This window comes from Streptomyces sp. NBRC 110035, assembly GCF_000829695.1.
In the GTDB taxonomy this organism is placed as follows: Bacteria; Actinomycetota; Actinomycetes; order Streptomycetales; family Streptomycetaceae; genus Streptomyces.
The window spans coordinates 13,368-37,031 of record NZ_BBNN01000052.1; the positions used below are offsets into that span (position 1 = coordinate 13,368).

22 protein-coding genes are annotated in these 23,664 nt (G+C 72.2%); 11 read left to right on the top strand and 11 right to left on the bottom strand.

Going from position 1 to position 23,664, the window contains the following annotated elements; all coding sequences use genetic code 11:
• Positions 1 to 132 precede the first annotated feature (132 nt).
• The 6 genes from TU30_RS30220 (at position 133) to mscL (ending at position 6,476) form a co-directional block, all read left to right on the top strand.
• Positions 133 to 1,710 carry a potassium/proton antiporter gene (locus tag TU30_RS30220; RefSeq protein WP_176726306.1) on the top strand — a complete coding sequence of 526 codons (1,578 nt, stop codon included), beginning with the start codon at positions 133 to 135 and terminating at the stop codon, positions 1,708 to 1,710.
• Between the two features lie 346 nt (positions 1,711 to 2,056).
• A complete protein-coding gene (locus tag TU30_RS30225) occupies positions 2,057 to 3,349 on the top strand; it encodes an MFS transporter (RefSeq protein ID WP_042176191.1) in 1,293 nt (430 codons plus the stop codon).
• A gap of 299 nt (positions 3,350 to 3,648) precedes the next feature.
• Positions 3,649 to 4,017: an FmdB family zinc ribbon protein gene (locus TU30_RS34910; RefSeq protein WP_042176193.1), complete on the top strand. Its 369-nt coding sequence runs from the start codon at positions 3,649 to 3,651 to the stop codon at positions 4,015 to 4,017.
• 105 nt (positions 4,018 to 4,122) lie between these two features.
• Positions 4,123 to 4,965, top strand: coding sequence for an S-methyl-5'-thioadenosine phosphorylase (locus TU30_RS30235; RefSeq protein WP_042176194.1), 843 nt, complete (start codon positions 4,123 to 4,125; stop codon positions 4,963 to 4,965).
• Between the two features lie 224 nt (positions 4,966 to 5,189).
• On the top strand, positions 5,190 to 5,828 hold the full coding sequence (locus TU30_RS30240; RefSeq protein ID WP_078878648.1) for a hypothetical protein: 639 nt from the start codon (positions 5,190 to 5,192) through the stop codon (positions 5,826 to 5,828).
• 141 nt (positions 5,829 to 5,969) lie between these two features.
• Positions 5,970 to 6,476 carry a large conductance mechanosensitive channel protein MscL gene (mscL, locus tag TU30_RS30245; RefSeq protein ID WP_042176199.1) on the top strand — a complete coding sequence of 169 codons (507 nt, stop codon included), beginning with the start codon at positions 5,970 to 5,972 and terminating at the stop codon, positions 6,474 to 6,476.
• 51 nt (positions 6,477 to 6,527) lie between these two features.
• Here mscL and TU30_RS35805 read toward each other — a convergent pair whose 3' ends face one another.
• Positions 6,528 to 6,704 carry a hypothetical protein gene (locus TU30_RS35805; protein ID WP_107068621.1) on the bottom strand — a complete coding sequence of 59 codons (177 nt, stop codon included), beginning with the start codon at positions 6,702 to 6,704 and terminating at the stop codon, positions 6,528 to 6,530.
• Positions 6,705 to 6,829: 125 nt separating this feature from the next.
• On the opposite strand from TU30_RS35805, the gene TU30_RS30250 reads away from it, so the two are divergent.
• Together TU30_RS30250 and TU30_RS30255 are read left to right on the top strand one after the other, a co-directional pair.
• On the top strand, positions 6,830 to 7,855 hold the full coding sequence (locus tag TU30_RS30250) for a P1 family peptidase (RefSeq protein ID WP_042176200.1): 1,026 nt from the start codon (positions 6,830 to 6,832) through the stop codon (positions 7,853 to 7,855).
• A gap of 367 nt (positions 7,856 to 8,222) precedes the next feature.
• Positions 8,223 to 8,978, top strand: a complete 756-nt coding sequence (locus TU30_RS30255; protein ID WP_042176202.1) for a DUF6227 family protein — start codon at positions 8,223 to 8,225, stop codon at positions 8,976 to 8,978.
• An 88-nt stretch (positions 8,979 to 9,066) separates the two neighbouring features.
• Here TU30_RS30255 and TU30_RS30260 read toward each other — a convergent pair whose 3' ends face one another.
• From TU30_RS30260 to TU30_RS30285, 6 genes are all read right to left on the bottom strand, one after another.
• Complete coding sequence (locus tag TU30_RS30260) at positions 9,067 to 9,408, bottom strand: hypothetical protein (RefSeq protein ID WP_042176204.1); 342 nt, start codon at positions 9,406 to 9,408, stop codon at positions 9,067 to 9,069.
• 181 nt (positions 9,409 to 9,589) lie between these two features.
• A complete protein-coding gene (locus TU30_RS30265) occupies positions 9,590 to 11,779 on the bottom strand; it encodes a fructose-specific PTS transporter subunit EIIC (protein ID WP_042176207.1) in 2,190 nt (729 codons plus the stop codon).
• 208 nt (positions 11,780 to 11,987) lie between these two features.
• Positions 11,988 to 12,935, bottom strand: coding sequence for a 1-phosphofructokinase (gene pfkB / locus TU30_RS30270; RefSeq protein WP_042176209.1), 948 nt, complete (start codon positions 12,933 to 12,935; stop codon positions 11,988 to 11,990).
• A complete protein-coding gene (locus TU30_RS30275; RefSeq protein WP_042176212.1) occupies positions 12,932 to 13,693 on the bottom strand; it encodes a DeoR/GlpR family DNA-binding transcription regulator in 762 nt (253 codons plus the stop codon). Before TU30_RS30275 ends, pfkB begins: the two co-directional genes overlap by 4 nt.
• 341 nt (positions 13,694 to 14,034) lie before the next feature.
• The gene (locus tag TU30_RS30280) at positions 14,035 to 14,745 is read right to left on the bottom strand and encodes a TetR/AcrR family transcriptional regulator (protein WP_042176214.1); all 711 of its coding nucleotides are present in this window, start codon (positions 14,743 to 14,745) and stop codon (positions 14,035 to 14,037) included.
• Between the two features lie 378 nt (positions 14,746 to 15,123).
• Complete coding sequence (locus TU30_RS30285) at positions 15,124 to 16,122, bottom strand: RNA polymerase sigma factor RpoD/SigA (protein ID WP_042176216.1); 999 nt, start codon at positions 16,120 to 16,122, stop codon at positions 15,124 to 15,126.
• Between the two features lie 204 nt (positions 16,123 to 16,326).
• On the opposite strand from TU30_RS30285, the gene TU30_RS30290 reads away from it, so the two are divergent.
• Positions 16,327 to 16,893 (top strand): GNAT family N-acetyltransferase, encoded by a 567-nt coding sequence (locus TU30_RS30290; RefSeq protein WP_042176252.1) that lies wholly within the window; start codon positions 16,327 to 16,329, stop codon positions 16,891 to 16,893.
• 55 nt (positions 16,894 to 16,948) lie between these two features.
• On the opposite strand, the gene TU30_RS30295 is transcribed toward TU30_RS30290, so the two are convergent.
• The gene (locus TU30_RS30295) at positions 16,949 to 17,734 is read right to left on the bottom strand and encodes a dioxygenase (RefSeq protein WP_199816920.1); all 786 of its coding nucleotides are present in this window, start codon (positions 17,732 to 17,734) and stop codon (positions 16,949 to 16,951) included.
• A 139-nt stretch (positions 17,735 to 17,873) separates the two neighbouring features.
• Here TU30_RS30295 and TU30_RS30300 point away from each other — a divergent pair, with 139 nt between their 5' ends.
• Positions 17,874 to 18,419, top strand: a complete 546-nt coding sequence (locus TU30_RS30300; RefSeq protein WP_042176219.1) for a MarR family winged helix-turn-helix transcriptional regulator — start codon at positions 17,874 to 17,876, stop codon at positions 18,417 to 18,419.
• Between the two features lie 90 nt (positions 18,420 to 18,509).
• On the opposite strand, the gene TU30_RS30305 is transcribed toward TU30_RS30300, so the two are convergent.
• Positions 18,510 to 20,075, bottom strand: coding sequence for an MFS transporter (locus TU30_RS30305; protein WP_042176221.1), 1,566 nt, complete (start codon positions 20,073 to 20,075; stop codon positions 18,510 to 18,512).
• 270 nt (positions 20,076 to 20,345) lie between these two features.
• The gene (locus TU30_RS30310) at positions 20,346 to 20,990 is read right to left on the bottom strand and encodes a TetR/AcrR family transcriptional regulator (protein WP_042176255.1); all 645 of its coding nucleotides are present in this window, start codon (positions 20,988 to 20,990) and stop codon (positions 20,346 to 20,348) included.
• Positions 20,991 to 21,308: 318 nt separating this feature from the next.
• Between TU30_RS30310 and TU30_RS30315 the strand changes: the two genes are divergently transcribed.
• Positions 21,309 to 22,667 (top strand): M6 family metalloprotease domain-containing protein, encoded by a 1,359-nt coding sequence (locus TU30_RS30315; protein WP_078878650.1) that lies wholly within the window; start codon positions 21,309 to 21,311, stop codon positions 22,665 to 22,667.
• Between the two features lie 77 nt (positions 22,668 to 22,744).
• Here the strand turns inward: TU30_RS30315 and TU30_RS30320 are convergent, their stop codons facing one another.
• On the bottom strand, positions 22,745 to 23,659 hold the full coding sequence (locus TU30_RS30320; RefSeq protein WP_042176224.1) for a universal stress protein: 915 nt from the start codon (positions 23,657 to 23,659) through the stop codon (positions 22,745 to 22,747).
• Between the last annotated feature and the right edge of the window lie 5 nt (positions 23,660 to 23,664).

Here is a 23,664-nt window from a genome sequence, read left to right on the forward strand (position 1 = left end):
AGCAACGATAGGCGCAGGGCCCTGCGCCACTTGACGCGGAGTCGGGTACCACCCCGGACGGACGTTCGATGATGCCAGGGATGCGCGTCAAGAAAGCGTCAAGAGTTAGGTAAGGTAACGAATCGGTTCGCCGTGAACGCGCCGGCCACCGGGGCCCGGACAGGAGCCCGGTGCACCGCGCGGCTGCCAGGGAAGGGAGCGGCCACGACTGTCCACCACCTCAACCAGCTCCTGCTCGTCTGCTCGCTGGTCCTGCTCGTCGCCGTCGTGGCGGTCCGCATCTCCTCGCGCAGCGGGCTCCCCAGCCTGCTCGTGTACCTGGGCATCGGTATCGCCATGGGCCAGGACGGCGTCGGCGACATCCACTTCGACAACGCCGAGCTGACCCAGGTCCTCGGATACGCGGCCCTGGTCGTGATCCTGGCCGAGGGCGGTCTGGGCACCCAGTGGACGGAGATCAGACCCGCCCTGCCCGCTTCCGCCGTCCTCGCGACCGTCGGCGTCGCGGCGAGCGTCGGTGTCACCGCGTCGGCCGCGCACTTCCTGATCGGGCTGGAGTGGCGGCAGGCGCTGATCATCGGCGCGGTGGTGTCCTCGACCGACGCGGCGGCCGTCTTCTCCGTGCTGCGGCGCATCCCGCTCCCCGCACGGGTGACGGGCACGCTGGAGGCCGAGTCCGGCTTCAACGACGCCCCCGTGGTCATCCTGGTGCTCGCCTTCTCCACGGCCGGTCCGGTCGAGCACTGGTACGTCCTGCTCGGCGAGATCGCCCTGGAGCTGGTCATCGGCGCAGCCATCGGACTCGCGGTGGGCCGGCTGGGCTCCCTGGGGCTCAGACACGTGGCGCTGCCCGCCTCCGGTCTCTACCCGATCGCCGTCATGGCCATCGCCACCGCCGCCTACGCGGCGGGCGCCATGGCCCACGGCAGCGGCTTCCTCGCCGTCTACCTCGCCTCGATGGTGCTGGGCAACGCCAGGCTGCCGCACTGGCCCGCCACGCGCGGGTTCGCCGAAGGGCTCGGCTGGCTCGCCCAGATCGGCATGTTCGTCCTGCTCGGCCTGCTGGTCTCCCCGCACGAGCTGGGTGACGACATCGTGCCCGCGCTGATCATCGGGCTGGTGCTGACCGTGGTGGCCCGCCCGCTGAGCGTCGTGCTGTGCCTGGTGCCGTTCCGGGTGCCCTGGCAGGAGCAGGCGCTGATGTCCTGGGCGGGGCTGCGCGGCGCCGTGCCCATCGTCCTGGCGACGATTCCGATGGTCCAGGGCGTTCCCGGCAGCCGGCCGATCTTCAACATCGTCTTCATCCTGGTCGTCGTCTACACCCTCGTCCAGGGACCGACACTGCCGTGGCTGGCCCGCGCACTGCGGCTCGGCGAGGGCACGGAGGCCGCCGACCTGGGCATCGAGTCGGCGCCCCTGGAGCGGCTGCGCGGACACCTGCTGTCGGTCGGCATCCCGAAGGGGTCGAGGATGCACGGCGTGGAGGTCGGCGAGCTGCGGCTGCCGAAGGGGGCGGCCGTCACGCTCGTGGTGCGCGGGAGCACCTCGTTCGTTCCGGGGCCGACGACGATCCTGCGGCGCGGTGACGAACTGCTCGTCGTCGCCACCGACCCGGTCCGCGACGCCGCCGAACGCCGCCTCCGCGCGGTGGGCCGCGGCGGCAAACTGGCCGGCTGGCTGGGGGCGGACGGGGGCGGGGCCCGGGGGTGACCGGACGGGCGAAGGCGGGGGCCGAGAGGCCACTTCCGACGCCGTTCGCGCGGATCGGGCGCGGCCCGTCACGCGACCCGCCATTCGCAGGGCCACAGCTCCCCCGTGCCCACTTTCACAGGATCACGAGCGCCTGGCGCCTGTGTATACCTGGAACCGTCTGTATCATGCAAGCGAGACCAGATCGAACCAACTCTGCCTGACGCAGAGCTGGCGCGACCGTATGGCGGCCGGCACGCCCTGAGCTGTGGCACCGGCATCTACCGCAGTCAGCGCAAGAGGACAGCTCTCGGCGTGCCCGACACCAGGGGCCCACACGCCACCAGGCGGCAGAAAGGCACGGGCCGTGGCATCCACGGTCACCACGTCGAAGGACCCTGCGGCCACCTCCCGTCCGGGATACGGCCGCCTGCTGCGCACCCGCGGCGCCTGGACGTTCCTGCTCCCCGGCTTCGCGGCACGTCAGCCGTTCGCGATGCTCACCCTCTCCATCGTGCTGCTGGTGCAGCACACCACCGGTTCGTACGGCGCGGCCGGCGCCGTCGCGGCGGTCACCGGCGTCGCCATGGCCGTGTTCGCGCCCTACAGCGGCCGGCTCGCCGACCGCCACGGACAGCGCGCCGTCCTCGTCCCCGGTGTCCTGCTGCACGCCCTGGCCGGGCTGACCCTGACCACGCTGGCACTGAACGGCGCCCCGCTGTGGGCGCTGTTCGCCGCCGCCGTGCCCACCGGCGCCTCGGTGCCCCAGGTCGGTCCCATGGTGCGCGCCCGCTGGGGCGTGAAGCTCAAGGACTCACCGCTGATGACCACGGCGGCGGCCTTCGAGTCCGTCACCGACGAGCTGACCTTCGTCGTCGGACCGCTGCTGGCCACCGCCCTGTGCACGGCCGTGGACCCGGCGGCGGGCCTGGTGGCCGAGGCCGCGCTGACCCTGGTCGGCGGCCTGCTGTTCGCCGCGCAGAAGGGCACGCAGCCCGAGGTCGCCGCCCGCGGGCACGCGCGCGTGCAGCACGCTTCCGCGCTGCGCGCCCCCGGGGTGCGCGTCCTGATCGTCGTCTTCCTCGGCATCGGATCCGTCTTCGGCGGCATGCAGGTGTCGCTGGCCGCGTACACCGAGTCGATCGGCGAACCCGGGCTGAACGGCATCCTGTACGGCGTCTTCGCCGCGGGAAACATGCTCTCCGGCATCGCCTGCGGCGCCGTCGCCTGGAAGGCCGCCCCCCAGCGGCGCCTGGTCATCGGGTACGCGGCGCTCGCGGTGACCGCCTCCGCCCTGTGGACCGCCCACTCGGCACTGCTCCTCGCCGGTCTCGGTCTCCTGGTCGGCATGTGCATCGCGCCCGCCCTGATCACCGGATACACGCTGGTCGACGACCTGGTCCCGGCCGGTGCCCGCACCGAGGCCTTCACCTGGCTGACCGGCGCGGTGGCCCTCGGCCAGGCGACCGCCGTCACGGTCTCCGGGCAGTTGGAGGACAACCTCCGGGCCGGCGCCGGGTTCCTGGTGCCGATGGGCGGCACGGTGCTCGCCCTGGTGACGCTGCTGGCCCTGCGGTCACGGCTGGTGCCGCCCAGGACGACCCGCGAGGTCACGCGCGGCATGGTCCGGCGCAACCCCGTCGGGGTCAGTGAGATGTGACGCATCGGCGGGCCGTCCCGCAGGGCCCCGGACAGACCCCCCGTCGGGCCCGCCGACGCGCACGCGCGGGCGGTGGCGGGCCCTCGGGGCGTGCCTTCCCGCCTGGGAAGGCACGCCCCGAGGACGCGTCCGGAGCCCACTCGGGGCACGGGCGGGCCCGCGCACGGGCCCGCCCTCATGACGGTCGCGTTCCGGCCGCCGCCGGGGCGGGGTGACGTGCGTTACGCCGATCACTTGCGGCACGGGTTACCATTGACGATCGTTAGCACTCATCGAGTGAGAGTGCCAGGAGGAAGACAGTGCCCACCTATCAGTACCAGTGCACCGAGTGCGGCGAGGGCCTCGAGGCGGTGCAGAAGTTCACCGATGACGCTCTTACCGAGTGCCCGAACTGCCAGGGTCGCCTGAAGAAGGTGTTCTCGGCAGTCGGCATTGTCTTCAAGGGCTCCGGCTTCTACCGCAACGACAGCCGCGGCTCCTCGTCGAGCAGCGCCCCGGCGTCGAAGACGGCCGGTTCGTCGACGGGCTCGCCCTCGTCTTCGTCCTCCGCGTCTTCCTCGTCCTCTTCCGCTTCGTCCTCCTCGGGCTCCGGTTCGGACTCGGGCTCCGGCTCGTCGTCCGGATCCGGCAGCGCCAAGAGCAGCACCGCCGGCAGCACCGCCGCCTGAGGCCGGATCCCTGCGCGCCGCCTGAGGCCGGATTCCCTTACAGGACCCTGTCGTCTTCCGACGACGGGGTCCTCGGCGGCTCCGGGGCCGGTTAGGGTGCGGAGCATGGCGAACAAGGCGAACGCCGAGATCGGCGTGATCGGCGGCTCCGGTTTCTACTCCTTCCTCGACGACGTGACCGAGGTCCAGGTGGACACACCGTACGGGGCGCCCAGCGACTCCCTCTTCCTCGGTGAACTGGCCGGCCGGCGGGTCGCCTTCCTCCCCCGGCACGGGCGCGGCCACCATCTGCCGCCCCACCGGATCAACTACCGGGCCAACCTGTGGGCGCTCAGGTCGGTCGGCGCGCGCCAGGTGCTCGGGCCGTGCGCGGTGGGCGGGCTGCGGCCCGAGTACGGACCGGGGACGCTGCTGGTCCCGGACCAGCTCGTGGACCGTACGAAGTCCCGGGTGAACACCTACTTCGACGGGCTGCCCCGGCCCGACGGCACTGTCCCGAACGTCGTGCACGTGTCGTTGGCCGATCCCTACTGCCCCGCCGGCCGGGCGGTCGCCCTGAAGTCGGCGCGCGGGCGGGACTGGGAGCCGGTGGACGGCGGCACGCTGGTCGTGGTCGAGGGGCCGCGGTTCTCCACCCGCGCCGAGTCGTTGTGGCACCGGGCGCAGGGCTGGTCGGTGGTGGGCATGACCGGCCACCCCGAGACGGCGCTCGCCCGTGAAATGGAGCTCTGCTACACGTCCCTGGCCCTGGTCACCGACCTCGACGCCGGCGCCGAGACCGGCGAGGGCGTCTCGCACGACGAGGTGCTGCGGGTGTTCGCGGACAACGTGGACCGGCTGCGGAACGTGCTCTTCGACACGGTGTCGGCGCTGCCGACGACGGAGGAGCGGGACTGCCCGTGTGCCTCGGCGCTGGGCGGGATGGATCCGGGCTTCGCACTGCCGTAGGGCCACCGGCGGGGGCTCGCGGTGTGCGGGCCACCGGCGGGGGCTCGCGGTGCCGTAGGGAGACTGCCTGCGCGGGCCGCCGGTGCGCGGCTCGCGCCGGCGGTGCACGTCCGGGTGAGGGAGTTTTCCACAGGCCGTGGTCTGTCCACAGGCTCCGGCGGAGAACGGCGGGAAGCCTCATCGTGGGGTCCGCAAGCCGTTCCCTCGTGGCAGGTGGTGGTCCCGTGCAGTTCCCTCCGTCCTTCCCTTCCGTTTCTTCGTCTCCCTCCCCCTCCCTCCCGCCTTCTCCCTCCCGCCCCGCCGTCGTCCCGCACCCGCCCGGGGCCGGTGTCCCACCGCGTTGCGAGGTGCCGCACTTCGCGCCGGTGCGGGTGCGTGGCGGGCCGCTTCGGTCGGCTCGGCTGGTCCGGCACCGGCGGCGGGCGGCGGCGGTCGGGCTCGCTGTCACGGCGGTGGCGCTGGTGGCGGCGGGCCCCCGGGACGCGGACCGGCCGCGCGGGCATCCCGAGGGCGCTTCGAGCGCCCACGCCGGGCCGGCGTCCCCGGGCGACCGTGCCGTACGGGCGCGGCGCGCGGAACCACGGGTCACGGCGCCGGTGCGGATCGCCGACGCCGCCACCGTGCGGCTGCTGAGGCCGGGCGACCGGGTCGATGTCATCGCCGCCGGGGAGCGGGTGACGGACGGTGGGGCCCGCGTGGTCGCCCGTGGGGCGCGGGTCACCGAGGTACCCAAACCGCTGGAGGACACGGGCATGGGCCCGGGCACGGGCGGGGCCCTGGTGGTGCTGTCGGTTCCGCGCGCCGTCGCGGCCGGCCTCGCCGGCGCGGGCGCCACCTCGCGGCTGGCGGTGACCCTGTGGTGAGCCGGTCCTCCCGGGCCGGTGGCGCGGGAGCCGTGTCGAGCACCTCGTTCGAGGGACCCGACCGCTCTGTCCGGCGGAGCGCTGACGTAGGTTGCGGAGCGTTTGATTCCCAGCGTCACACCTACGAAAGGAAGCCCCGGGGTGAGCGAGAAGAACGAGACCAGTGTCTGGCAGGGCTTCAAGGCCTTCCTGATGCGGGGGAACGTCGTCGACCTGGCCGTGGCCGTGGTCATCGGCGCCGCCTTCACCAACATCGTCAACGCGGTGGTGAAGGGGATGATCAATCCGCTGGTCGGCGCTTTCGGCACGCAGAACCTGGACACCTACAGCTCGTGCCTGAAGGGCCCCTGCACGGGCACCGGCGATGCCGCGACGGGCGTCAGGATCCTGTGGGGCTCGGTCCTCGGCGCGACACTCCAGTTCGTGATCACGGCCGCGGTCGTCTACTTCCTGATGGTGATGCCCATGGCCCGGTACCTGGCCCGGGTCGAGGCCCGCAGGAAGGCGAGGGAGGGCACGCAGGAGATCGTCGAGATCTCCGAGCTCGAGGTGCTCAAGGAGATCCGCGACGAACTGGTGGCGCAGCGCCGCCCGCAGCACGACGGGGTCCCGGCACGTGGCGACGGCGCGGGGTACGGCGAGCGATAGCCGACCCCGGTCCGCCCGGCCCCCGGGCCGGATGTGGCGGGGCGATCCGGGTCAGATGTGGTGGGGCGGCTTCTCGTCGAGGAAGCGCTTCAGGTCCGACGCGCTGTCACCGGACGGGCGGTCGCCCCACCCCCGGTCGGTGTCGTCCGCGGACGGCTGGTCCAGCGGGTCGTCGAAGACCAGCGCGGGTTTCGGCTCGCGCGGCCCGGGATCGGGAGCAGTGCTCATGCGCCCAGAATACGGGCCCGGTGGAACCTTCTCCGGGCGGCGGCTCCTCCCTCGGCTCCTCGCCGGTGGCTGCGCTCGCGGGCCGCTGCTCCCCGGTCCGACGGTGACCGCGCGAGACTGGCGCCATGACTGTTGACGCTCTGACCGATGTGGCCGGTGTGCGGGTGGGCCACGCGACCCGTGCCGGCGACGGCCTGCTCACCGGCACCACGGTGGTGCTCGCACCCGAGGGCGGGGCCGTGGCCGCCGTGGACGTGCGCGGTGGCGGTCCCGGTACGAAGGAGACCGACGCGCTCGATCCCCGCAACCTCGTGCAGCGGGTCGAGGCGATCGTCCTGACCGGTGGCAGTGCCTACGGACTGGACGCGGCGTCAGGGGTGATGGCCTGGCTGGAGGAGCAGGGGCGCGGGGTGCGGGTCGGCCCGGATCCCGCGCACGTGGTGCCGGTGGTGCCGGCCGCGTGCGTCTTCGACCTGGGCCGGGGCGGGGACTTCGGGGCCCGGCCGGACGCGGCCACCGGGCGCGCGGCCGTCGAGTCGGCCGCGGCGACCTCGCCGGGGGCGCGGGTGCCGGAGGGGTGCGTGGGCGCCGGTACGGGGGCCGTGGTCGGAGCGGTGAAGGGCGGGATCGGCACCGCGAGCACGGTGCTGGACTCGGGTATCACGGTGGCCGCGCTGGTGGTGGCCAATGCGGCGGGGTCGGCGCTGGACCCGGAAACCGGGGCCCTGTACGGAGAGTTCTTCCAGGGCGGCCGGGTGCGCCATCCGGACGCGGAGGTGCACGCGACGGCGGTCCGGCGGCTCACCGGCATCGCGGAGCAGAACGGGCCGCAGCCGCTCAACACCACGCTCGCGGTGGTCGCCACCGACGCGGACCTGTCCAAGGCGCAGGCGCAGAAGCTGGCCGGCACCGCGCACGACGGCATCGCGCGGGCGGTGCGGCCGGTGCACCTGCTCAACGACGGGGACACGGTGTTCGCCCTCGCCACAGGCGCCCGCCCGCTCGACGCCGCGAACCCGCTCGCCCTGAACGGGATCCTCGCGGCGGGCGCCGACCTGGTGACCCGCGCGATCGTACGGGCCCTGCGCGCGGCCGGGTCGGTGGACGGGCCGGGCGGAGTCTGGCCGTCGTACGAGGAGTTGTACGGATAGGTGACGGAAGGCGGTACGGGTGGCCGTTCGGACAGACGTACGGAAAGTTGTCCGACGAACCGGGCAGGGAGGCGTGGGGCGCGCCGGACGGGGAAGCGTAGATCGGGCGGGGCGGCGGGGATGTCCGGTGAGCGGAGGGAGCCGTCCGCTGAGCGGAGTGCGTGACCGGTGGCCGACGGGTCGGCGGCGAGCGGCAGGAGTGGCGTCTGAACAGGGGTTACGGGTGCCCGGCGGGAACGGACGGGAATTCCTCGCACGGTCCGTTCGTTGTCATGCCGCACGTTTTCTCAGTTCCCGGACATGATGTCCGACCGAGGGGCTACGGTATGCACCCGCAAGGTGACATGCAGCGACGCCGGGAGAAGCCTTGAGCGTTCCGTACGAGACGGCAGCGTACGAACCAGCCGACTCGCCCGAGTCTCCTGAGGAGCATCTCGCGCGACTGCTCGGCCGCGCCCTGAACTCCTTCGAACTGCCCGACGAGGCAGTACACCTGCTCGACTGCGCGCTGGCCCACAGCAGTTCACTGCACTCCGCGCACCACAGCGCCGGCCTGCACCGCGAGACGTACCGGCACACCTGGCTGCTCGCCGACGGCTCGGCGCTCATGCTCTGGGAGCTGGTCCACAACACGACCCCGGGCAGCGAGCCGCAGCACGAGGTGTACGTGGACGAGGAGGAGCTGGGCCTCGCCACCGCCCGCCTGCCGCTGCCGCAGGAGACCCCGGACTTCGAACTGCCGGTGCTGGTGCAGCTGTCCCGGATCCCCGAGCCCCGGCCCGTCTACGTCCCCGACGGTTCGGCGGACCACGCGCGCCGCTTACTGCGCCGGGCGGAGAACACGGACCGTCCGGGTCCCGGGACGGCCGCCCTGCTGACCACCGCGTCCGCCCACCAGATCACGCAGGCCTTCGGCCGCCCGTCCACCGTGGGCGGCCCCGGCCGCCCGGGACTGTCCTTCTCGCTGTACGAGCACGCGTTCCTGCTGCGTGACGGTGCGGAGATCTCTCTCTGGGAGGTGGAGCACACGGCCACTCCCGACGGACGGCACATGTGCGAGGTGTACATCACCGAGGACGCCGCCCGTGAGGCGATGGAGCGTCGCGCGGCGCAGGTGCCCTGACCACCAGGACCGGGCCGTCCGACCCGTGACCCGCGCCCCGTGACCCGCGACCTGCGCCCCGTGATCCGTGATCCGTGATCCGCTGTCATCATGCTTCCCGGCCGCCGGTGAAGCGCCGGACCAGGGTGGCGAACGCCTCGCGTTCGGCCTGGGTGAGCAGCACCTGCTCCACCGACGGGCCCGTCCGCCGCTGATGCGGAATCGTCCGGAGCACCCACACCTCCTGCGGCCCCGGAACGTCGCGCACCGGCTCCGACTCCGGGCGCGGCTCCCGACGCGGCTTCCGCTGCGAACGGGGGGCGACGCCACTGCCCCGGACCAGCCTGCGGTCCCGCCGCAGGACACCGGCCAGGCCCACCGTGCAGGCCGCGGCCACCAGGGTGAGGACGGCGGCGCCCGTCACCCTCAAGATCGAGTCGCGCTCAGGCATGCGCCCAGTACACATCACGGTCCGGGACTTTGATCCCGGACCGTGATGAACGTGATCTATATCGCAGTTGAGTCATTTACCTGCGAAAGTCTCACATGTACCTATTGGGGCTTTTCGATGCCCTTGCCGCCCGCGCCGCTGTCTGCGGCCGTTACCCGCTTGCGTGCGGTCCGCTCCCGTGTCACGCGGCGACCGGCTGCTTCGATGCCGCCGCCGAGGCCGCCGCACCCTCGCTGCCGGGCGCGCCGCCCGCTCCCGGAACCGGCTTGCGCAGTCCCTTCAGGACGATCACCAGAGCCGCCGTGACACAGACACCCGCCGCGATGGCGACCAGATAGAGCAGCGGGTTGCCGATCAGCGGGACCACGAAGATGCCGCCGTGCGGGGCGCGCAGGGTGGCGCCGAAGGCCATCGACAGGGCACCGGTGACGGCGCCGCCCGCCATCGAGGCGGGGATCACGCGCAGCGGGTCGGCCGCCGCGAACGGGATCGCGCCCTCGGAGATGAAGGAGGCTCCCAGGACCCAGGCGGCCTTGCCGTTCTCCCGCTCGGTCCGGTTGAAGAGCTTGCCGCGGACCGTGGTGGCCAGGGCCATCGCCAGCGGCGGAACCATGCCGGCCGCCATCACCGCGGCCATGATCTTCATCGCGGAGTCGCTGGGGCTCGCGACCGCGATACCGGCCGTGGCGAAGGTGTACGCGACCTTGTTGACGGGGCCGCCGAGGTCGAAGCACATCATCAGGCCGAGCAGGGTGCCGAGCAGGATGGCGTTGGTGCCGGTGAGGCCGTTCAGCCAGTCCGTCATGGCCTTCTGTGCCTCGGCGATCGGCTTTCCGATCACCACGAACATCAGGAAGCCGACCACCGCCGAGGAGATCAGCGGGATCACCACCACCGGCATGATGCCGCGCAGCGCCACCGGGATGTGCACCCGCTGGATCGCCAGTACCACCGCACCGGCGATCAGACCGGACACGAGGCCGCCGAGGAAACCGGCGTTGATGGTGAGGGAGATCGAACCGCCGACGAAGCCGGGCACGAGTCCGGGCCGGTCGGCCATGCCGTACGCGATGTAGCCGGCCAGGACCGGGACGAGGAACCCGAAGGCGACGCCGCCGATCTGGAAGAGCAGGGCGCCCCAACTGTCGGTCTGGGTCCACACGAAGCGTTCCATCACCGACGGCGCCTCGTTGATCTCGTAGCCGCCGATCGCGAAGCCGAGGGCGATGAGGAGACCGCCCGCCGCGACGAACGGGACCATGTAACTGACGCCGGACATGAGCCACTTGCGCAGCTTGGTGCCGTAGCCCTCACCGGGTTCGCCGGCGCGGTCCACGGGGTTGTCGCCGGGTGCGGCAGCCGCGGTGGCCTCGCCGCGCGCGGCCTTGCCGCGGACTTCGTCGATCAGCTCGGCGGGGCGGTTGATGCCCGCCTTGACGCCGGTGTCGACGGTCGGCTTGCCCGCGAAGCGCTCCTTCTCCCGGACGGGCACGTCGTGGGCGAAGATCACACCGTCCGCCGCCGCGATCACGGCCGGGTCGAGCCGGGTGAAGCCCGCCGAGCCCTGCGGCTCGACCGCGATCTCGACGCCCGCTTCCCGGCCGGCGTTCTCCAGCGACTCCGCCGCCATGTACGTATGGGCGATGCCGGTGGGGCAGGAGGTGACGGCGACGATCCGGAAGGGGCGCGCGCTCCCGCCGGACGCATCCGCGTCGGAGGTTCCCGCGTCCCGGGTGCCGGCACCGGTGGAGCCGTCGTCGGCAGTGCCCGTGGCGGTGCCGGTGGAGGCCGCCACCGGCACCGCCACGGAGTCCGTGGAGCCCGTGGGGACTGTGGATCCTGCGGGGCTGTCGGAGGCCTCCGGGCCGGGCGCGTCCGCCGCGTCAACCGTGGCGGCCGTCTCGGCCGGGGTTCCGGCGGGGGCCGGCCGGTCGTCCCCGCGGATGAGCGCCGCGGCTCCCTCGGTGTCGCCGACCGCGCGGAGCCCGTCGGTGAACTCGGCGTTCATCAGCTTCCGGGCCAGCGAGGAGAGGATCGTCAGATGTGCGTCGTCCGCACCCGCCGGAGCGGCGATCAGGAAGATCAGGTCGGCGGGCCCGTCCGCCGCACCGAAGTCGATCCCGGCGGCGCTGCGCCCGAAGCCCAGCGTCGGCTCGGTGACGTGCTCACTGCGGCAGTGCGGGATGCCGATGCCGCCGTCGAGGCCGGTGGGCATCTGGGCCTCACGGGCGGCCACGTCGGCGAGGAAGCCCTCCAGGTCGGTCACCCGGCCCAGGGCCACCATCCGCTCGGCGAGGGCTCGCGCCGCCGCCTCCTTGGTGTCTGCGGACAGGTCGAGGTCGACCAGATCCGCGGTGATCATCTCGCTCATCGCGGGCTCCTTCGCACGCGTATCGCCCTTGACGTGAAATGGGCGGAAGGGTGAACGGGGGTGGTGGTTCGGTGGGGGGCTGTGAGGACGGTGGCGGCGGTCATGGGGGTGCTGGGGGTAGCGGGGGTGCTGGGGGTAGCGGGGGCATGGGGAGCGGTGGTGACCGAGAGGGCTGTGAGGGCTGACGGGGCCTCATGAACATCGGTGTTCATGTCACCGGCTCCTTCAACGCGCGGTCCACCGGCACCGTCGCCGTGACCGTGACCGCGGCCGGGTCCAGGTCGCCCGGCGTGGGCATCACGCTGCCGGGGGTCTGGACGGCAGCCGCTCCGTGGGCGAGCGCCGAGGCGAGCGCCTCCGGTCCGTGCCCGCCGGCGATGAGGAAGCCGGCGAGCGAGGAGTCGCCCGCGCCGACGTTGCTGCGGACGACGTCCACCCGGGCGGAGCCGAACCAGGCGCCGTGCTCGTCGACGAGTACCTGCCCGTCGGCGCCCAGGCTGGCGAGCACGGCACGGGCGCCCATCCCGCGCAGTTCCTCGGCCGCCTTCACCGCGTCGCCCACGGTGGTCAGCCGGCATCCGACGGCCTCGGCGAGTTCCTCGGCGTTGGGTTTCACCACGTCGGGCCGCTCGCGCAGCGCCGCGGCCAGCGCCGGCCCGGAGGTGTCCAGGGCGATACGTGCGCCCGCGGAATGCGCCCGCGCGACCAGATCGGCGTACCAGGAGGGTGCGAGGCCCCGCGGCAGACTTCCGCAGCAGGCGATCCAGTCGGCGCCCCGCGACTGTCTGCGGACCGTCTCCAGGAGCAGTTCCTGCTCGGCCGCGGTCAGCTCCGGGCCGGGCGCGTTGATCTTCGTCAGGACGCCGTCCGCCTCGGCGAGCGCGATGTTGGAACGGGTGGCCCCGGCCACCGGCACCGGAGCGACCTCGATGCCCTGCGCGTCCAGCAGTCCGGCGACCACGGCGCCCGGCGCGCCGCCCAGCGGCAGCACGGCGACGGTGCGCCGGCCGGCCGCGGCGACGGCACGGGAGACGTTGACGCCCTTGCCGCCCGGGTCCACGCGCTCACCGGTGGCCCGGTTGACCTCGCCGCGCTCCAGCGCGGGGATCTCGTACGTACGGTCCAGGGACGGGTTGGGAGTGACGGTGAGGATCATGCACGCACTACTTCCGTGCCGCCGCGCTCGATCGCGAGGGCGTCTTCAGGGCTCAGCCCGGTGTCGGTGATCAGCAGGTCCACGTCGTTCAGGGCGCCGAAGCGGGCGAAGTGCTCCTGGCCGTGCTTGGAGGAATCGGCGAGCAGCACCACACGGCGGGCGGCCGCCATGGCCGCGCGCTTCACCGCCGCCTCGGCGAGGTCGGGAGTGGTCAGACCGTGTTCGACGGAGAAGCCGTTGGCCGCGACGAACAGCACGTCCGCGCGGATCTCTCCGTACGCGCGCAGCGCCCAGGCGTCCACGGCGGCCCGGGTGCGGTGCCGTACGCGACCGCCGACCAGGTGCAGCTGGACACCGGGATGGTCCGCGAGCCGGGCCGCGATGGGCAGGCTGTGGGTGACGACGGTGAGCGAGGACTTCGCCGGCAGGGCGGCGGCGAGCAGAGCCACCGTCGAACCGGCGTCGACGATCATCGTGCCGTCGTGGGGAAGTTCCGCGAGGGCGGCCCTGGCGATGCGGTCCTTCTCGCCGGCGGCCGTGGTCTCGCGCTCGGCGAGGTCGGGCTCGAAGTCGAGGCGCCCGACCGGGATCGCCCCGCCGTGCACCCTGCGGACGACACCCGCTCGATCGAGGGACTTCAGATCCCGGCGGATCGTCTCCGCCGTCACCTGGAACTGCTCGGCCAGCGAGACCACGTCCACCCGGCCACTGTCCCGGGCCAGCCGCAGGATCTCCTGCTGCCGCTCTGGTGCATACATGCCGACTCACCTCCGAACCATGCCCGAACGTGTGGTTTCGCCTCGAAGATTACGCCGGGTTACACAAGAAGTAAACGAGAACGGACCCAACCAGGCATGAACGGGCATGCGGTGCGCCGTCCCCCTCTTCCGCTCTTCCGTTCTCCCCCCCCCCTCTTCCGCTCTTCGGCCAGGACGGCCGGAGTCCGGGCAGGGCGTGGGTGCGGATCCCCCCTCCCCACCATCGGCGAGTCCGCCCTCTCCGGCGACTCGGGCAGCGCGAACGACCGGAAGGGCAGGAGAGGGTGAGGTCAGGCACGGCCCCGGACCGGACGCCAGGCGGCAGCCGCCAGCAGGGGCCGTCAGGAGGCCGCCAGGTCGTCCCACGGGAAGTGCCGCAGGGTCGCGAGGTTGGCCACGGCCAGCTCCGCCGGCCCCTGCGGACCGTCGCTCGGACCGTCACCCGCCGCCCAGCTCTCCACGGCCGCGCGGACGGCGGCACTCGCGACGGCGGCGGCGAAACGCAGCCGCGCGTCCGCGGCAGCGCCGGGGACACCGACGGCGCGCCCGGCACGCCCGGCATCGTTGTCGGCCGCCGGGCCGGCCGGCACCCGCGACGCCAGCACCTCCGCCAGTGCGCGCTCCGATGTCTGGCAGACCTCCGCCCACACCCTGCGCAGGGAGGGATGCGCGTGGGCCAGGCGGACCAGGGTGCGCACCCACGCCCAGGAATCCGACGAGACTCCCGCGCCCGGACTCAGCATGGAGCGCGCGGCGTCCTCCAGGGCCTGCGGTACGGACGTCCCGGGCGGCGCCGTACGCACCGCCTCCACCCACCGCCGGGCGCCGGCCTCGTAGAGCGGGGCGACGGCTTCTTCCTTGGCGGCGAAGTACCGGTAGAAGGTGCGCGGGGCGACGCCCGCCGCCTGTGCGACGTCCTCGGCACGGGTGGCCTTCAGGCCCTGGCGGACGAAGAGGTCGGCCGCCGCACGGGCGATCTCCATACGGGTCTCGGCTTTGCGCCGCTCGATCAGCGGGACCGGGGGAGACGGCGGAACGGTGTTGCTGCTCATGCCCGGCAGGCTATGCCCATGTGACACAATCTGCCATCTGGCGGGCCGCCCCGGGGTTCAGGTTCGGGGTGGCCCGCTTTCCCGTCCGCACAGGGAGAGACCGGGTCCGGCACCCGGGGGGAGGGCGCCGGACCCGGCTTGGGAAGTCCCGGCGCCGGGGGGTGGTGCGACGGGACGTGGCTCGGGAGAGTCGTCCGGGAGGAGGGGGCCGGGATCTCCGGACTTCCGGATCCTCTGGCCCCGCAACTCCCGGGCTCTGCATTCTTGTTCCCTGGTCCAGCGGATTGAAGCAGTGTCAGGACGTCGTGTTTGCGCCGTATTTCACCACCTGGCGCCCTCAAGGGCCCGCACCTGGCCCGCACCGGTTCCGTGTCGGTTCTACGCCGCCGCGTCGAACCCGGTGTCGCGGGCCAGCTTCTTCAGTTCCATCAGCGCGTGCTTCTCTATCTGGCGGATCCGCTCGCGGGTCAGGCCGTGCTGCTTGCCCACCTCCGTCAGGGTGCGCTCCCTGCCGTCCTCGATGCCGTAGCGCATCTTGATGATCGAGGCCGTGCGCTGGTCGAGGCGGCCGATGAGGTCGTCCAGTTCCTCGCTGCGCAGCAGCGTCAGCACCGACTGCTCCGGTGACACCGCGGAGGTGTCCTCGAGGAGGTCGCCGAACTGGGTCTCGCCCTCGTCGTCCACCGACATGTTCAGCGAGACCGGGTCACGGGCCCAGTCGAGCACGTCCGTCACCCGCTCCGGTGTGGAGCCGAGCTCGGCGGCGATCTCCCCGGGTTCCGGGTCCCGCCCGTGCTCACGGTTGAACTCGCGCTGCACGCGCCGGATCCGGCCCAGCTCCTCCACCAGGTGGACGGGCAGGCGGATGGTGCGGGACTGGTCGGCTATCGACCGTGTGATGGCCTGACGGATCCACCAGGTGGCGTAGGTCGAGAACTTGAAGCCCTTGCGGTAGTCGAACTTCTCGACCGCACGCACCAGGCCCGCGTTGCCCTCCTGGATGAGGTCGAGCAGGGGCAGACCGCTGCGCGGGTAGCGGCGGGCCACCGCGACGACCAGGCGGAGGTTGGAACGGATGAAGACGTCCTTGGCCCGCTCGCTCGCGTCGTACAGCGCCTGGAGTTCCTCGGTGGTGGCGCCCACCTTGTTCCCCTCGGTGCCGTCGAGGATCTGCCGCGCGAACACACCCGCTTCGATGATCTGGGACAGCTCGACCTCCTTGGCGGCGTCGAGCAGCGGCGTGCGCGCGATCTCGTCGAGGTACATGCCGACCAGGTCACGGTCGGCGATCTCGCCACGATGGGCGCGAACACTGCTTGCCGAGTCGGCCGTCTCGCCGGAGGCGGACTTACGACGGGCGACGGCACGGGTTGCCATGCTTGCTCCCTTACGATGATGAGGTCAGCGGGCGGTTCTGCGCATGCCTGGCACACACGTCAGAGTCTCGATGTCTCTTGTCTCGGACTCTGCTCGGGTGCCCGGCATCTGTTGGAAACAACGACTGGAATCCGGACAGAATTCCCCACCCGACCCCCGAATTTTCTGATCATGCAGTACCCTGTCCGGTCACAGGGGGTCAAGATGTCGTCGGACTACGCGAAGGCCCAGGTCAGGCCAGGGGCCGAGGGCGATCTGCCGGCGCTCACCGATCTGTACAACCAGTACGTGCGCGAGACGCCCATCACCTTCGACACCGCGGTCCTCACCCCCGACGACCGCCGCCCGTGGCTGCTCTCCCACCCTGTAGACGGCCCGTACCGCCTGATGGTTGCCACGACCGCGCCCACACCCGCGCCCGAAGCAGAAGCCGCGACGGCGACCACCGCCGCGGACACCGGGCGGATCCTCGGCTACGCCACCTCCAGCCCCTTCCGGGCGAAGCCCGCCTACGCGACGTCGGTGGAGACGACGGTCTACGTCGCCCCGGACGCCGGGGGCCGCGGAATCGGCAGCCTGCTCTACACGGCCCTGTTCGAGGCCCTGGCGGGCGAGGACCTGCACCGCGCCTACGCGGGCATCGCCCAGCCGAACGAGGCCTCCACGCGGCTGCACCGGCGCTTCGGCTTCCGGCACACGGGCACGTTTCGTGAGGTGGGCCGCAAGTTCGACCGTTACTGGGACGTGGCCTGGTACGAGAAGGAGCTGTAGTCGCCGGCTCCGGGCACCGGGCATGGGGCCGGGAGCCGGCCGCCCCTCGGAGAGCTCAGCCGAACTGCACCGACCGTTTGGCCAGCCCCAGCCAGAACCCGTCGATCACCGACCGCTGCGCGTCCAGGTCGCCGGCGGCGTCGGCCGCGCCCATGGTGACGAAGAGCGGTGCGAAGTGTTCGGTGCGCGGGTGGGCGAGCATGCCCGCCGGGGACGTGCGGGCGAAGTCGAGCAGCCCGTCCACGTCACCGGCGTTCAGCGCGCGGTGTCCCCAGTCGTCGAACTCGGCCGACCACCTGGGGATGCCGTCCTGCCGCAGCGCGGCCAGGTTGTGGGTGAAGAACCCGGATCCGATGATCAGCACGCCCTCGTCGCGCAGCGGTGCGAGCCTGCGCCCGATGTCCATCAGCTTCACCGGGTCCAGGGTCGGCATGGAGACCTGGAGCACCGGGATGTCGGCCCCGGAGAACATCTCGACCAGCGGGACGTAGGCGCCGTGGTCCAGCCCCCGGTCGGGAACGTCCTGCACCGGGACGCCGGGGGCACGCAGCAGCTTGCGTACGGAGTCGGCGAGCGCGGGGGCGCCGGGGGCGCCGTACTTCACCTGGTAGTAGTGCTCGGGGAAGCCCCAGAAGTCGTAGACGAGCGGAACCGTCTCGGTGGCGCCGAGGGCGAGCGGGGCCTCCTCCCAGTGGGCGGAGACGACGAGGATCGCCTTCGGGCGGGGCAGTCCGGCGGACCAGGCGGCCAGTTCGCCGGGCCAGACGGGGTCGTCGGCCAGGGGCGGGGCGCCATGGCTGAGGTACAGCGCGGGCATGCGTTCCTGAGTGGCGGCGGTCATGGCTGCGACTCCTTCCGGCGATCGGTGCGGGCCCGGCCGGCGGGGCGGGCTGATCCTTTACTTGAAACCTCAATTTCCCCTCCGGACGCTACCGCGATTTTGTTTAACATTCAAGAAGAAGGGTCGTAGAGTGGACCGTATGACGACGGCACCCACTTCCGCAGCGGCACCGGGCTCGGAACCCGGCCCGGCAGGCACCGACGAGCCCCGTTGGCTCAGCGCCGAGGAGCAGCGCGTCTGGCGCTCGTACATCGAGGCCAGCACCCTCCTGGAGGACCACCTCGACCGCCAGCTCCAGCGGGACGCGGGCATGCCGCACCTCTACTACGGCCTGCTGGTCAAGCTCGCCGAGGCACCGGAGCAGCGGCTGCGGATGACCGAGCTCGCGATGCTGGCGAAGATCACCCGCTCCCGGCTCTCGCACGCCGTGGCCCGCCTGGAGAGGAACGGCTGGGTGCGCCGCGAGGAGTGTCCGTCCGACAAGCGGGGCCAGTTCGCCGTCCTGACGGACGACGGTTTCGAGGTGCTGCGCCGTAACGCACCGGGTCACGTGGAGGCCGTACGGCAGGCGCTCCTCGACCGGCTCACCCCCGAACAGCAGAAGTCCCTCGGCGAGATCATGCGGATCGTCGCCGAGGGACTCCAGCCCAGCGAAGCGGGTGCGGACCTGCCCTGGCTCCGCTGAGCGCGGAACCGGGGCAGGTCCTGGAAGCCGTACGGACGAGGCGTCCCCTCCCCCTCCGTACGGGTGGCCGGTGGCCCGGAGGGGTGACGGTCAGTGGGCGATGACCGGCACCGCCATGTCCTGGCCGGCGGCCCCGGCGCCCTCGCCGGAGGACCCGGTGACCGTGGTCCCCGGGCGGCCGGCGTTGACGAAGGTCAGGGCGATGGCCGCGGCCACGACGAGGATCCCGACGGCGAACCAGATCGCGCTGGTGTAGCCCTGGACCATGCCCTCGAGCTGCACCAGCTGCTGCTGGGACCGGCTCGCGGCGCCGCCGATGTGGTCGGCGATGTAGGACGTGGTGGCCGAGGCCGCGATCGTGTTCAGCAGGGCCGTACCGATCGCGCCGCCCACCTGCTGCGAGGTGTTGACCATCGCGGAGGCGACACCGGAGTCCCGGGGCTCGACGCCCTGGGTGGCCAGCGACATGGCCGGCATGAACGCCGTGCCCATGCCGAGGCCGAGCAGCAGCATGCCGGGCAGCAGCACGGAGGCGTAGGAGGTGCCGACCTCCAGCCGGGTCAGCGTCAGCATGCCGAGCGCGGCGACCAGGAACCCGGGGCCCATCAGCAGCCGGGGCGCGACCCGGGTCATGAGCCGGGCCCCGATCTGGGTGGAACCCGTGATCATGCCCACGATCATGGGCAGGAACGCGAACCCGGTCTTCACCGGAGAGTAGTTCTGCACGATCTGCAGGTAGTACGTGAGGAAGAGGAACAGGCCGAACATCGCGATGATCGCCAGCCCCAGCGAGAGGTAGACCCCGCCGCGGTTGCGTTCGGTGACCACGCGCAGCGGCAGCAGCGGCGCCTCGACCCTGGACTCGACCACGACGAACGCCAGGAGCAGGACGGCCGACGCGACGAACATGCCGATCGTCAGCGAGTCGCTCCAGCCCTCGGACTCGGCGCGGGTGAAGCCGTAGACGAGCGCGACCAGACCGAGGGTGGACAGCACCACGCCGGGGATGTCCAGCGGCGAACGGTTGCGGCTGCCCCGCGGCTCACGGATGACGAAGTACGCGCCGATCGCGGCGACGACGGCGAACGGGATGTTCACGAAGAACGTCCAGCGCCAGTTCAGGTACTCGGTGAGGAAGCCGCCGAGGATCAGGCCGACGGCGCCACCGCCACCGGCGATCGCACCGTAGATGCCGAACGCCTTGGCGCGCTCCTTGCCGTCGGTGAACATCACCGCGAGCAGGGACAGCGCGGCCGGCGCGAGCAGCGCGCCGAACACGCCCTGCAGGGCACGGGCGCCGAACATCATGGCCTCGTTGGTGGCGGCGCCGCCCAGCGCGGAGGCCGCCGCGAAGCCGCCCAGACCGAGCACGAAGGCCCGCTTGCGGCCCCACAGGTCGGCTATCCGCCCGCCGAAGAGCAGCAGTCCGCCGAAGGCGAGGGCGTAGGCGGTGACGACCCACTGCCGGTTGCCGTCGGAGATGCCCAGGTCCTGCTGGGCGGAGGGCAGGGCGATGTTCACGATGGTGGCGTCCAGGACGACCATCAGCTGGGCGAGCGCGATGAAGACGAGCGCCTTCCAGCGGTTGGCGTCCGGTACGCCGTCGGCATCCGGTATACCCGGTGCGCCGGGAGCCTTTGAGGCTGTTTCAGACATGGGGGTACCCACTTCGGGACTTCGGGACTTCATGACGGAAGAGTTCGGGGTTCGTGACGAAAAAGCGGTGTCGTCGGGGAACGACTCGTCCACGGGACGGCCGCTGAGCTGAGATGCCTGTCGAGGTGGTCAGATCGTGGTCAGGGATCGGTCGGATCGTTCAGAATGTTCGGATCGCCTTGATCATCCGGATGATCAAGGCGGTCCGGGTGGCCCGGACGGTCCGGGTGGCCCGGACGGCTCGGATGGCTCGGATGGTCAACGGATCGTTCAGTTCGCGCGCAGGTCCTCCACGGTGACGGCCGCGCCCGGCAGGGAACCGCGGGCCGGGGCCCGCATCCCGTCCAGGAACAGCTGAAGATGGCGGCGGACGAACCGGTCGACGTTCACGCATCCCGTGCCGGCCGGCGGCCGGCTGAGCTGGGCGATGCCGATCAGCAGATCCCCGAGGTCCACGTCGTCACGGAGCTGACCGGCCGCCTTGGCGCGGCCCATCATCCGCGCGACGAGCGCCTCGAGACGTACCCGCGCGGCCTCCAGGTCGGGGTGGTGCTGGTCGAAGGCGGTGGAGAGCATCGGGCACAGTGCACCGAGCCGCTGCTCGGCGGCGGTGTGCGCGAATCGCTCCAGCGCCTCGAAGGCGTCCCCGGCCCCGGCGAGCAGTTCCTCGGCCGCCTCCGACGTACGGTCCATCACGGAGCACACGACCTCACGCACCAGCGCTTCGCGGTCGGGGAAGTTGCGGTACACCGTGGCATTGCCCACGCCGGCCCGGCGGGCGACCTCGTCGAACGGCACGTCGGCGCCGCACTCGACGAACATCTCACGGGCGGCGGTGACGATCCGTTCCCGGTTGCGCAGGGCGTCGGCGCGGGGCCGGGAGACCTTGTGCGGCACGGAAGCGGCGGTCTGCACGATGCACTCCTTGGTCACTGTCGTTGCTACCGGTCCTACTGCTGGTCCTACTGCTGGTTCTGCTGCGGGCACCGCCGTCGCGATCCGGGGAGGAAGTCCCCGTTTCACGCGAACACAGATCCAAACGGGGAAGCAGTCCCCGGTTATTTCCCCCCAACGGCAGCTTTCGCGGTGACCTGAGTCACATTCCCCGCGTGCCCGTCGGAGCCCTCGCACGATCGGCCTCTTCAGCGCGCGCCCGCGCACCCCTCGACGGAAGGTGATCAAGAGGGTGCAGCCGGAGACCGGGGGCTGCCGTGTGGAGCGGAGGTTCCCCGCATGCAGCCGCAGTCGACCAGCAGCCGGATATCCCCGCGCCGACTGGCCGCCCTGGCGTCCGTGACCGCCCTGACCCTCGCCGTCGCCCCCTCGTCCGGCAACGGCCACCTCTCCCCGTACCTCTCGGCCCCCGGTGCCGGACCGGGCGCCCTGTCCCGCTCCTCCGCGCACGGTCCCTGCATGATCAGCAGCGTCCGCGAGGTCCAGATGTCGGAGGGCATCCCCACGATCGTCGGGTACGCCCGCTCCACCGGCACCGTCCGGGCCCTCACCCTCATGGTCGACTTCTCGGACGCCCCAGGCGAAGGCAGGGCCCTCGACCGTTACCGGGAGTTCTTCCCGCAGACCCAGCAGTGGTTCCGCACCAGCTCGTACGGCCGCCTCGACTACCGCCCCGAGGTCCCGGTCCCGGACTGGCTGCGGATGCCGAAGGCGTTCCAGGAGTACGGCATAGAGCGCGGCGCCCCCTTCGACCCCGGCTACCGCGAGCTGGTCGACGACATCGTGGCCGCAGCGGACCCGAAGGTGGACTTCCGTGCGTACGACCTGGTGAACGTACTGGTGACCCCGAACGCGGGCCCCTCCGCCCTGGACACGGTCCTGTCCGTCACCTTCGCCGGCAACGCGGAAGCCCCGACCGCGGACGGCGTCCCCGTCTCCAACGCGTCGTTCGTCTACTCCCGCCAGGACGACGGCTCCGGCTCCCTGGACCGCACCGGCTACCGCGTCCTCCCGCACGAGAACGGCCACGTCTTCGGCCTGCCCGACCTCTACACCGCCGAGGGCGGCGGGGCCGTGGGCCACTGGGACATCATGAGCGAGGACTGGGGCGCCAACAACGACCTGCTCGGCTGGCACAAGTGGAAACTGGGCTGGCTGGACGCCCCCCAGGTGCACTGCGCGGCGGGCACGGGCACACAGGAGTACGCCCTGACGCCGCTGGCCGAACGGGGCGGCCCCAAGCTCGTCTTCCTCCCGCTGGACGGGCGCTCCGGGTACGCCGTCGAGTTCCGCACCCGCGCCGGCAACGACGAGGCGGTGTGCCGGCCCGGCATCCTCGTCTACAAGGTCGACGCGGACGTCGACACCGGCATGGGCCCGATCACGGTCTTCGACTCCCGCCAGGAGAGCGGCGGTTGCACCCGCAGCCCCAACGTCCACGCGGAACTCTCCGACGCCCCCTTCGCCCCCGGCGAGACCTTCGTCGACCGCGAGGCGGGAATCCGGGTGACGGTACTGGAGACGAAGGACCCAAACCCGGACCCGGACTCCGGTGCGGACACGGCACTGGCCGCGGAGCCGGCTCCGGCCTCGGGCTCGGACGTGCCGGTGTACCGGGTGCGGATCACCCGGACCTGAGCCGGAACCTCTCTGCCGGCAGAGCCCGACCGGCAGAGCCCCCTGCGGAGTCCGGCCGGTCAGGGGCTGCGGGTCGGTCAGGCGGCTGCGGTGCGCGTCGGCTCGGGCACGATGACGACCGGGCAGACGGAGTGGTGCAGTACCCCGTGGGCCACCCGGCCGAGCTGGAGCCCGAAGCGCCGCCGGCCACGCCGGGCGCCGATGACGAGGAGATCCGCGTCGTGCGAGGCGGCCACGAGGACGGCCCGGGGGCGGCCCTCGACCGTACGGCCGTGCACGTCCACCCCGGCGGGGACGTCCCCGAGCGCCTCGGCCGGGGTCTCCACCGCCTGCCGCTCGTGCAGCCGGGCAGGCTCACCGGCGAGCAGCGGATGGTCGGTGGTCTCGTGCGCGGGGCTCCGCCAGGCACGTACCGCTTCCACCGGCACCGCGCGGTGCCGCGCCTCCTCGAAGGCGAAGCGCATCGCCGCCGACGCGGCCGGCTCCTCACCGACCCCGACGACGACCCGGCCGTGCGTCCCGGACATGGCCCGGTTGTCGTGGCTGCCGCGCACGACGGCCATCGGGCAGTGCGCGTGCCCGGCGACGGCCAGGCTCACGGAACCCAGCAGTGTCTCGGCGATGCCGCTGCGGCCCCGCGTGCCGGTCACCAGGAGAGAGGCGTTCCGGCTCTCCCGTACCAGCGTGTACTCGGGTTCCTCGGGCAGTACGTCGGTGGAGAGCTCCACGCCGGCCCGACGCCGGCAGACCCGCCGCGCGGCGGCCTCGACGATGTCCGCGGCCCGCACCTGCTCGGGTGGCCGCCCGTTCAACTCCTCGGCGAGCTGGGCGCCTTCGTACCGCTCCCAGAGCGAGGCGTACACGAGCCGCAGCGGCACCCCGCGCAGCGCGGCCTCGTCGGCCGCCCAGTCGGCGGCCCGCAGACTCGACTCGGAGCCGTCGACACCCACGACCACGGGGAGGCCCGTACGGCCCTCGTCGGTACGGTCCACCGCTC